General features: G+C 75.8%; 4 protein-coding genes. All 4 read right to left on the bottom strand.

The window, feature by feature from the left end:
* Positions 1 to 8,682: SDR family NAD(P)-dependent oxidoreductase (locus ACFT41_RS15130; protein WP_377613833.1), on the bottom strand; the 8,682-nt coding region annotated here is incomplete at its 3' end.
* Between the two features lie 94 nt (positions 8,683 to 8,776).
* A complete protein-coding gene (locus ACFT41_RS15125; protein ID WP_377583661.1) occupies positions 8,777 to 10,060 on the bottom strand; it encodes a cytochrome P450 in 1,284 nt (427 codons plus the stop codon).
* The gene (locus ACFT41_RS15120; RefSeq protein ID WP_377583658.1) at positions 10,039 to 10,752 is read right to left on the bottom strand and encodes an O-methyltransferase; all 714 of its coding nucleotides are present in this window, start codon (positions 10,750 to 10,752) and stop codon (positions 10,039 to 10,041) included. The genes ACFT41_RS15125 and ACFT41_RS15120 overlap by 22 nt, the downstream gene beginning before the upstream one ends.
* The gene (locus ACFT41_RS15115; protein ID WP_377583654.1) at positions 10,749 to 10,952 is read right to left on the bottom strand and encodes an MbtH family protein; all 204 of its coding nucleotides are present in this window, start codon (positions 10,950 to 10,952) and stop codon (positions 10,749 to 10,751) included. The genes ACFT41_RS15120 and ACFT41_RS15115 overlap by 4 nt, the downstream gene beginning before the upstream one ends.
* Positions 10,953 to 10,959 lie beyond the last annotated feature (7 nt).

Genomic DNA, 10,959 nt, shown 5'->3' with positions numbered 1-10,959 from the left:
CGGCGGTGCCACGGTGCAGGAGCCGGCGGTGAGCACCGGCGCTCCGGTCCCGTCGGTCGCCTCGAGTGCCCAGCGGTCGCCGCCGAGCGGGGTGAACCGGGCCCGGATGCTCCGGGCGCCGGTCGCGTGCAGCACCACCGTGTCCCACCGGCCCGCGAAGCCGATCGCACCCGTCACCGCGTCGAGCAGGCGCGGGTCGAGGCCGAAGGCGTCCGTGGCGTCGTCGTCGAGGGCCGCCTCGGCGAACACCTCGTCGCCGTACCGCCACGCCGCCACCAGCTCCGCGCGGCCCGCCCGCACGTCGACCGGTGCCGCCCCGGCGGGGGGCCACGGGCGGTGGTCCCGGGCGGGCGTCGGCGGGGCGGCCGGCGAGAGCGTCGCGGTGGCGTGCCGCACCCGGGCGGTGGAGCCGTCCGGGGTGCCGTAGACGGTCACCGGACGACGCCCGGCGTCGTCGGCGGCACCGACCAGGACCTCCAGGCGCACCGCGGCGGACGGGGCGAGGACGAGCGGTACGTCGACGGTCAGCTCGTCGAGCACGACGCAACCGGCCTCGTCGCCGACCCGGAACGCCAGGTCGACGAGGGCGGCCGGCGGCACCGGGTCGCCGGGCGTCAGCCACGGGCAGGACGCGGCCGTCAACCGGGCGGTGCCGATCAGGCCGCCGGTGTCCGGGACGGCTGCCACGGCCGACAGCAGCGGGTGGTTGCCGGGTGTGAGGCCGAGCCCGGCCGCGCTCCCCCGGCCCCCGGGTTCGCGCAGCCAGTAGTGCCGGTGGTCGAACGCGTACGTCGGCAGGTCGGCCAGGTCGGCGTCGGCCGGCAGCAGCGCCGCCAGGTCGACCGGCACGCCCCGCGCGAACAGTTCACCCATCGCGGTGACGGTGCCGCGTACCTCGTCGCGGCCGTCGCGCAGGGTCGGGGCGCAGACGGCGGGCACGCCCGCGTCCGCACCCGTGTGCGCCACCGCCGCCGACAGGGACGTGCCGGGGCCCAGCTCGACGAAGAGCCGGCCGCCCCGGTCCAGCGCGGTACGGGTGCCTGCGGCGAAGCGTACGGTGCCCCGCACGTGCTCCACCCAGTAGTCGACGCCGGACGGGTCGCCGTCGGCGAGGCCGACGACCGGGATCCGCGCGGGCAGCCAGGTGACGGCGGAGACGGCCGCGCGGAACGCGTCGAGCATGGGTTCCATCAGCGCCGAGTGGAACGCGTGGGAGACCCGCAGCGCGGTCACCTTGCGTCCCTCGGCGCGCAGCCTGTCCGCTGCGGCGTGCACGGCCTCCGCGGTGCCGGAGAGCACCACCGAGGAGGGGTGGTTGACGGCGGCGAGGTCGACGCCGGCGCCGAGCAGCGGGCGCACCTCGTCCTCGGTCGCGGCGACCGCGACCATCGCGCCCCCGGGCGGCAGCGCCTGCATGAGCCGTCCCCGCGCGGCCACGACGAGCGCCGCGTCGTCGAGCGAGAGCATGCCGGCGACGTGGGCGGCGGCGATCTCGCCGATCGAGTGCCCGATCAGCTGGGCGGGACGCACGCCCCAGGACTCGATCAGCCGGAACAGGGCGACCTCGGTCGCGAACAGGGCGGCCTGGGTGTAGGCGGTCTGGTCCAGCATGGCCGCCTCGGGGCTGCCCGGCTCGGAGAACACGACGTCGCGCAGCGCGACGTCGCCGGCCAGGTGCACGTCGAGACGCTGGCAGACGTCGGCGAAGGCCGTCGCGTAGGCGGGGAAGCGGTCGTGCAGGCCCCGCCCCATGCCGGGGTGCTGGACGCCCTGACCGGGGAACACGCACACCAGCGACGACGCCGCGCCGGGGGCGACCTCCGCGACGACGGTGTCTGCGGCACTCTCGCCGGCGGCGACGGCGTCGAGCCCGACCAGCAGCGCGTCGCTGTCGGCCGCCGCGATCACGGCACGGTGACCGAGCAGGGCCCGCGCGCCGAGCAGCGTACGCGCGGCGGCCGGCAGCGGGGTGCCGGCCGCCACCGCCGTGCGCAGGCGGCGGGCCTGCCCGGCGAGGGCAGCCGGGCTGTTCGCGGACAGGACGAACGGCAGCAGCCAGGGCGCGACCCCGCCGGTTTCGCTGGGTTCACCAGCCTCGATGGGTTCGGCGGCGGGGGCGGGCGGCGCCTGTTCCAGGACGAGGTGGGCGTTGGTGCCGCTGATGCCGAACGACGAGACGGCCGCCCGGCGTGGCCGGTCGCCGCCGGGCCACGGCCGGCCGCGGTCGAGCAGGGCCACGGTGCCCTCGGACCAGTCGACGTGCGGGGTCGGCTCGTCCGCGTGCAGGGTCGGCGGGAGCGTCCCGTGCCGCAGCGCCTGCACCATCTTGATGACGGAGACCACCCCGGCGGCGGCCTGCGTGTGGCCGAGGTTCGACTTCACCGAGCCCAGCCACAGGGGGCGGTCCGGCTCGCGGTCGCGCCCGTACGTGGCGACGATCGCCTGGGCCTCGATGGGGTCGCCGAGCGAGGTGCCGGTGCCGTGCGCCTCCAGCACGTCGACGTCGCCGGCGGCGACCCCGGCGGCGGCGAGGGCGGCGTGGATGACCCGCTGCTGCGCCGGCCCGTTCGGGGCGGTGAGGCCGTTGGAGGCGCCGTCGGAGTTGATCGCGGAACCACGGACGACGGCGAGCACCCGGTGCCCGGCGCGGCGCGCCTCCGACAGGCGTTCCAGCAGCACCACGCCGACGCCCTCGGAGAGCACCGTGCCGTCCGCGGCGGCCGAGAACGGCTTGCACCGGCCGTCGGCGGCCAGGCCACGCGCGCGGGAGAAGCCCAGCACGCCGACCGGGGAACCCATCACCGCCGCGCCGCCGGCCAGCGCCATCCGACACTCGCCGGCGAGCAGCGCCCGGGCGGCCAGGTGGATGGCGACCAGCGACGACGAGCAGGCGGTGTCGACCGTCATCGCGGGCCCCTCCAGGCCGAACGAGTACGCCACCCGGCCCGAGGCGACGCTTCCCGCCGTGGCCGTGGTGACGTAGCCCTCCAGCTCTTCGGGGACGTCGGTCAGCGAGCCGAGGTAGTCGTGGATGGACAGGCCGGTGTAGACGCCGACGCGCTCGCCGCGCAGCGAGGACGGGTCGATCCCGGCGGACTCCAGGGCCTCCCAGGTGCTCTCCAGCAGCAGCCGCTGTTGCGGGTCCATGGCCAGCGCCTCGCGCGGGGAGATGCCGAACAGGGCGGCGTCGAAGTTCCCCGCGTCGTGCAGGAAGCCACCCCGCTGCACGTACGAGGTCCCGGCTTGGTCGGGGTCGGGGTCGAACAGGCCGCCAAGGTCCCAGCCACGGTCCTGCGGGAAGCCCGACATGCCGTCGCGGCCCTCGGCGACCAGCCGCCACAGGTCGTCGGGGTTGGCCACGCCCCCGGGCAGGCGGCACGCCATGCCGACGACGACCACCGGGTCGTCGGCGACGGCGGGAACGGCGGCGACCGGCGCGGGCCCGGCCGAGGCGACCTCGCCCGCGCGTTCGAGCAGGTAGCGGGCGAGCGCGACCGGCGTCGGGTAGTCGAAGACGAGGGTGGCGGGCAGCTTGACGGCCGTGGCCGCGGAGAGCCGGTTGCGCAGCTCCACGGCGGTGAGCGAGTCGAATCCGATCTCGCCGAAGCGCTGCGCGTCGAGGGTGGAGTCCGGCGTGTCGAGGCCGAGCACCGTCGCCACCTCCGCCCGGATGATGCCCAGCAGCAGCTCGGTCTGCTCCGGCGTGGACAGGCCGGCCAGGCGGCGGCTCAGGGTGCCGCCCGCGCCGCCGCCCGCAGCCCGCACGGCCCGGCGCGGGGCGCGCACGAGCGCCCGGTACAACGGTGGCACGGTCCCGGTGGCCGCCGCGTCGGCGCGCAGCGCGCCGAGGTCGAGCCGGATCGGGATCAACAGGTCGTCGGCGCAGTCGACGGCGGCGTCGAAGATGCGCAGCGCGTCGGCGGCGGGCATCGGTCGTACGCCGCCGCGACTCATCCGGGTGCGGTCGACGTCGGCGAGCGTGCCCGTCATCCCCGTCTCCGGTTCCCACAGGCCCCAGGCCAGCGACACGGCGGGCAGGCCGGCGGCCCGGCGCGCCGACACGAGCGCGTCGACGTAGGCGTTGGCCGCCGCGTAGTTGCCCTGCCCCGCCGAGCCGAAGACGCTCGCCGCCGAGGAGAACGCGGCGAACAGGGCCGGCGGGCGGGTGCGGGTCAACTCGTCGAGCATGCGCAACACCGCGGCCTTGGGCCGGAAGACGGCGTCCAGGCGGCGCGGGTCGAGGCCGGCGATGGTGGCGTCGTCGAGCACGCCGGCGGCGTGGATCAGCCCGGAGAGCGGACGGTCGGCGGGGACGTCGTCGAGCAGGACGGTGAGGGTGGCCCGGTCGGTGAGGTCACCGGCGACGACGCGGACGTGCGCACCCCGCCCGCCGAGCTCGTCCACCAGCGCAGAGACGCCGTCCGCGTCCGCGCCACGGCGGCTGGCGAGCACGAGGTGGCGTACGCCGTGCCGCTCGACCAGGTGGCGGGCCAGGAGCTGGCCGAGCACGCCCGTCCCACCGGTGATCAACACGGTGCCGTCGGCGAGCGACCCCACGGGCGTCTCCGGCTCGGTGCGGCGCGCCCGGCCGAGGCGCGGGGCGCAGACCGTGTCCGCCCGTACCGCCGTCTGTGGCTCGCCCGCCGCGAGCGCGAGCAGCACCGCCCGGTCCCGGTCGGCGTCGGGCCCGACGTCGACCAGCACGAACCGGCCCGGATTCTCGGCCTGCGCGGACCGCAGCAGCCCCCACACGGCGGCGCCGGACGGGTCGGTGACCGCCGTGCCGGCCGGCACGGCTCCCCGGGTGACCACGACGAGCGGCACCCCGTCCGGGACGGGCTCGGCGAGCCAGGCCTGGACGACGCCGAGCGCCCGGTGCAGCAGGGGCAGCGGGTCCGTGCCGGACCCGCCACCGGTCAGGTCGAACAGGACAGTCTCGGGCGCCTCGTCGCCGCTCTCCACGGCCAGCGCGATCCGGGCGACGTCGCCGGAGCTGGCGACGTCGGCCCAGCGGCCCCTCGCGCCCGGGTTCGACGGCGGCAGGGGCGTCCAGTCGAGCTGCCACAGCGAGTCGGGTGCCGGCCCGGCGGCGAGGTCGGCGACCGGCAGCGACACGAGGGATTCCATGGTCAGCACCGGGACGCCGTGCTCGTCGGCGGCGTCGAAGGACAGCGCGTCCGGGCCGCACGGGGCCACCCGCACGCGCAGGGAACGCGCGCCGGTGGCGTGGAGCTGGACCCCGTTCCAGGCGAACGGCAGGACGTTGCGCTCGTCGTCGCGGCGGTGGAACGCGTTGGCGTGCAGCGCGGCGTCGAGCAGGGCGGGGTGGATGCCGAACCTGTCCGCGTCGGCGTCGTGCCCGGGCGGCAGGGCGGCCTCGGCGAAGATCTCCTCGCCGCGCCGCCAGACGGCGGTGAGGCCCGCGAACGCCGGGCCGTAGTCGTAGCCACGGGCGGCGAGGCCGGCGTAGAAGCCGTCGAGGTCCTCGCGCCGCGCGCCGGCTGGCGGCCACTGGGTGAGGTCGACCGTGCCGCCGCCGGCCGGGGTGGCGGAGAGCAGGCCGGTGGCGTGGCGGGTCCAGCCGGTCGCGGCCTCCCCGCTGCTGTAGACCTGGACGGGTCGCCGGCCGGTGGCGTCCGTGCCTCCGACGGCCACCTGGATCCGGACGCCGCCGCTGTCGGGCAGCGGCAGGGGCGCCTCGATGACCAGTTCGTCGAGGGTGCCGCAGCCGAGTTCGTCGCCGGCGCGCATGGCGAGGTCGACGTAGACGGTGCCGGGCACGAGCACGGCGTCCTGGATGCGGTGACCGGCCAGCCAGGGGTGCGTGGCCAGCGACAGCCGGGAGGTGAGGACCAGCCCGTCGCTGTGCGGGAGGTCGACCACGGCGCCGAGCAGCGGGTGGTCGCTGGACGTCTGCCCCAGCGCCTCGGGGCTCGTCCGCGTCCCGGGCATGGTGATCCAGTACCGCTGGTGGTCGAACGGGTAGGTGGGCAGCGGGGCGGGTTCGGCGGCGCGGCCGGGGGTCAGGGTCTGCCAGTCCACCGGCACGCCGCGCACGAACAGCTCGGCCATGGAGCGCAGCAGCCGCGACCGGCCGCCGTCGTCGCGCCGGATGGAGCCGACGGCGGTGACGTCCGCGTCCAGGGCGTCGGCCGTCGCGGTGACGGCGGCCAGCAGCGTCGGATGGGCGCCCAGCTCGACGAAGACCCGGTGGTCCTGGGCGATGAGGTCACGGACGGCGGGTGCGAAACGGACGGTGCCGCGCAGGTTGCGATACCAGTAGTCGGCGTCGAGGCGGTCGTCGGCGCCGAGCCACCGGCCCTCGGTGGTGGAGTAGAACGGGATGCGCGGCGCCGCCGGGGCGAGGCCGGCGAGGTCGTTGCGCAGGACCGGCTCGATCGCCTCCACGTAGTGGCTGTGGGAGGCGTAGTCGACGGCGATCCGCTTGAACCGGAAGTCCCGGCCGGCGACGCGGGCGGCGAGCTCGTCGAGCGCGGTGCCGTCCCCGGCGACGACGACGGCGGCGGGCCCGTTGACCGCCGCGATCTGCAACCGCCGCCCCCACGGCCCGATCAGGGCGGCGACGTCGTCGGCGGGCAGCTCCACGGAGGCCATGCCGCCGCCCGCGGGCAGCTTCTCGCCGATGGCCTGGCTGCGCAGGATCACGACGCGGGCCGCGTCGGCGAGGGTCAGCGCCCCGGCCACGCAGGCCGCCGCGATCTCGCCCTGCGAGTGGCCGAGCACCGCGTCGGGCACCACCCCGGCGGCGGTCCACACCGCCGCCATGCCGAGCATCACCGCGAAGCACGCCGGCTGGACGACGTCGACCCGGTCGAGGCTCGGGCCGCCGCCGCGCAGGACGTCCGCGACCGACCAGTCCAGCCACGGGTCGAACGCCTCCTGGCACTGCGCGACCCGGGCGGCGAAGGTCGGGGAGCTGTCCAGCAGTTCCCGGCCCATCCCCACCCACTGGGTGCCCTGTCCCGGGAACACGAAGACGAGCTGGCCCGGCTCGCCTGCCGGGCCCGTCCCGGCGATCGTGTCGCCGCCGGTGCGCCCGTCGGCCAGCAGGCCCAGGCCGTCGCGGAGCTCGCCGGGGCGCTGCGCGACGACCACGGCGCGGTGGCTCATGCGGGCGCGCCCGGTGGCCAGGGTGGCGGCGATGTTGCCGAGCGGGGCGTCGTCGGTCACGATGCCGGCGAGCCGGCGGGCCTGCTCGGCGAGGGCGGTGGCGGTCTGGGCCGAGACGACGAAGGGCAGCGGGCCGTCCTGCTCCCGGGGCGCCTCGGTCTCCGGCGCCGGTGGCACCTCCTCCAGGATCAGGTGGACGTTGGTGCCGCTGGCGCCGAAGGCGGAGACGCCGCACCGGTGGCGCCGGTCGGTGGCGGGCCAGTCGCGTCCTTCGCGCAGCAGTTCCACGGTGCCCGGCGACCAGTCGACCTGCGGGGTGGGCGCGTCGACGTGCCGGGTGGCCGGCAGGTGCCCGTGCCGCAGGGCGAGCACGGTCTTGATGACTCCGGCGACGCCGGACGCCGCCTGGGTGTGGCCGATCACGGACTTGACCGAGCCGAGCAGCAGCGGCCGCCCCGGGTCGCGGCCCTGCCCGTACGTGCCGAAGAGCGCCTGCGCCTCGATCGGATCGCCGAGCGAGGTGCCGGTGCCGTGCGCCTCGACCGCGTCGATGTCGGCGGGCGACAGGTCCGCCGCCTGGAGCGCCCGCCGGATCACCCGCTGCTGCGCGGGCCCGCTGGGGGCGGTCAGCCCGTTGGAGGCGCCGTCGGAGTTGATCGCGGAGCCCCGGATGACGGCGAGAACGGGGTGCCCGTTGCGGTGGGCGTCGCTGAGCCGTTCGAGCAGCAGCACGCCGACGCCCTCCGCCCAACTGCTGCCGTCGGCACCGGCGGCGAACGACTTGCAGCGCCCGTCGGCGGCCAGGCCCCGCTGGCGGGCGAAGCCGACGAAGCCGCCGGGGGTCGCCATCACGGTGGCACCGCCGGCGAGGGCCAGCTCGCACTCGCCCCGCCGCAGCGCCTGGCTCGCCAGGTGGATGGCCACCAGCGACGACGAGCACATCGTGTCGACAGTGACGGCCGGCCCCTCCAGCCCCAGGCAGTAGGCGATCCGGCCGGAGGCGACGCCACCCGCGCTGCCGAGCGCGCGTTCGAGGCTGAGGTAGTCCTCGGCGCCGGCAAGGTCGGGGGCGTAGTCCTGGTGGACGACGCCGGCGAACACGCCGGTGTCCGAGCCGCGCAGGCTGCGCGGGTCGATGCCGGCGCGTTCGATCGTCTCCCAGCTCACCTCCAGCAGCTGCCGCTGCTGCGGGTCCATCGCCAGCGCCTCCTGCGGGGAGATGCCGAAGAACCGCGCGTCGAACTGCGCGGCGTCGTGCAGGAACGCGCCCTGGTTCACGTACGTCGTCCCCGGGGTGTCCGGGTCCGGGTCGTAGAGGCCGTCGAGGTCCCAGCCCCGGTCGTCGGGGAACGGGGTGTAGACGTCGACGCCCTGCGACACCACGGTCCAGAAGTCCTCGGGGCCCGCGATGCCGCCCGCGAACCGGCACCCCATCGACACGATCGCGATCGGTTCGCGGGCGGCGGCGACCAGTTCGTTGTTGCGCTGCCGCAGCCGCGTCGTCTCCTTGACCGACTCCCGGAGCGCCTTGATGAGGTCGTGTTCCGGCATAGCCACGTTCGTCCTCCAGAGCTGCAAGGTCCCGCCGGCGCGGCGGTGTGCCTCGGGACCGACGCTAGGTACCGGGCCGCCGCGGCGGCATCCCTCAGGCTGATAGCGAGGTCGACACCGGAAGCGACATCGGGCCGAAGAAGAGCAGCGACGGGCGCCACCGCGCGGCACCGGCCAGCCGCAGGGCCGGGAGCCGGTGCAGGGCGGCGCAGAACTCCTCCAGCACGAGCCGCGCCAGCGCCGCGCCGAGGCAGTGGTGGATGCCCGCCCCGAACGCGAGCGTGGCGATCTCGGGACGGCCCACGTCGAACGTCTCCGCGTCGGCGTAGCGGGCCGGGTCGCGGTTCGCCGAGCTGAGCAGCACCACGACGACGGAGCCCTCGGGCACCGTGACGTCGTCGAACTCCACGGTGCGCGACGCGTAGCGGCGGGCGATGTGGTAGTTGCCGCCGTAGCGCAGCACCTCGGCGGTCGCGGCGGCGGCAGCCGCCGGCTCGGAGCGGACGCGGGCCAGTTGCCGCGGATTGGTGGCGAAGGCGTACGCCGCGTTGCCGAGGGTGTCGCTCAGGGTGGTGACGCCGGAGCCGAAGATGGGCAGGATCGCGAGCCCCAGCTCCCGGTCGGTGAGCCCGTCCGGGTCGTCGGCGTGCTCGGCGGTGCAGGCGCTGATCAGGTCGTCGCCCGGGTCCACCCGCCGGGCGGCGGCCAGCTCGGAGAAGTAGCCCACCAGTTCCTCCGACGCCGTCGCGGCGCGGCGGAGGAGCTCCCCGAGTTGCGCCGGGTCGGTGCCCGGCGCGGGTGGGCCCGGGATCGCCTCCCGGAGCAGCTCCCACGTCCGGCCCTGGTCCGCCACGGGCACCCCGAGCAGGCCGCCGAGCACCCGTAACGCCAGCGGGACGGCCACGACCTGCTGGAAGTCGACGGCGGCGGCCCCGCTGGCGGCCTCGGCGAGGCCGTCCAGCACGCGCGCCACCTCGTCGCGTACGGGATCCCGCAGGGACAGCAACTGCCGCGCGCTGAATCCCCGCGCCAGCAGCCGCCGCAGGCGGGTGTGCGCCGGCGGGTTCTGGAAGAACAGGGAGGACATGAACTGTTCCTGCGCCGGGGACGGCCCACGCTGCGGCTGGTTGGCCCGCATCCAGGCCACGTCCACGACCGGGAACGTCCGGCTGTCGGTGAGCACCCGCTGGCAGTCGGCGAAGCGGGAGAGCAGCGTCACGCCGAGCGTGGTGCTGCGGTGGACCGGTGCGATGCCCCGCAGCCGCCGGTAGTACGCGAAGGGGTCGTCCACGGTGCCCGGTGCGAGGACGAACCGCACCAGCTCCTCGGCCTCCGGCCCGCCGGGCGGCGCGTCGGTCACGAGCGGCGGGCGACCCACAGCCCGTCCCTGATCGGCAGGATGACGCTGGTGAAGTCGGCGTCCTGGGCGAGCAGCTCGTTCATCAGCCGGACGCCGCGCGCCTCGATGGAGTCCGGGTCGCCCTCGTCGAGGACGTGGTTGCCGCAGAACGCGTTGTCGATGAACAGCACGCCCTGCGGGTCGAGGTGGGACTTGGAGAGCTTGAGCAGCTCGGCGGCCTTCGACGGGTCGTCGCCGAAGTAGCGGTGCTTCATCACGTCCTGGAAGATGACGTCGAACTCGCCCAGTTCGGGCAGCATGTCGAAGGCGTCGCCGACGAGCACGTCGACCCGGTCGGCGTAGCCGGCCCGCTCGATGAAGCGGGCGGCCCGCTCGGCCCGTACGGGATCGATCTCGATGGTGGTGACCCGCCCGCCCGGCGCGAGGGCACGTGCCAGCCAGATCGCCGAATATCCGATGGCCGTCCCGATGTCGAGGATGCGGCGGGTCGACGGGCCGGGCAGCGACGCCAGTGTCTGGAGGAGCATGCCCTCCAGGCGGCCCACGACGGGGATCTGCTCCTCGCGGGCGACATCCTCCATCTCCCGCAGGACCTCGTCGACGGTGGCCGGCAGGGCCGCCATCCGCACCAGCGAGGTGGCGTACAACTCGCCGGCATCCGTGCTGTCCTGGGGGACGATGGGGAGCGGTCCCCTCAGCGAACTGCTCATCGAGGTGCACCTGACCCTTCCGGTCGCAGGTCGGTCCAGTGTTGTTCGACGTAGGCGAGGCATTCGGCGTGTGGTGCGGGGCCGGCGGCGACGGTCCAGCTGGTCGGCGGGTCGGCGTACGCGGGCCACAGCGAGTACTGCCTCGCGTGGTTGAGCAGGACAAGGAAACTCGCGTCCTCGTCGTCGAACGCGTGCGGCATGCGGGCT

The sequence above is a fragment of the Micromonospora sp. NPDC057141 genome, from assembly GCF_042670805.1.
Lineage (GTDB): Bacteria > Actinomycetota > Actinomycetes > Mycobacteriales > Micromonosporaceae > Micromonospora.
Note: the sequence above shows the minus strand (reverse complement) of the source record. Positions and strands in the feature narration are given on the sequence as shown.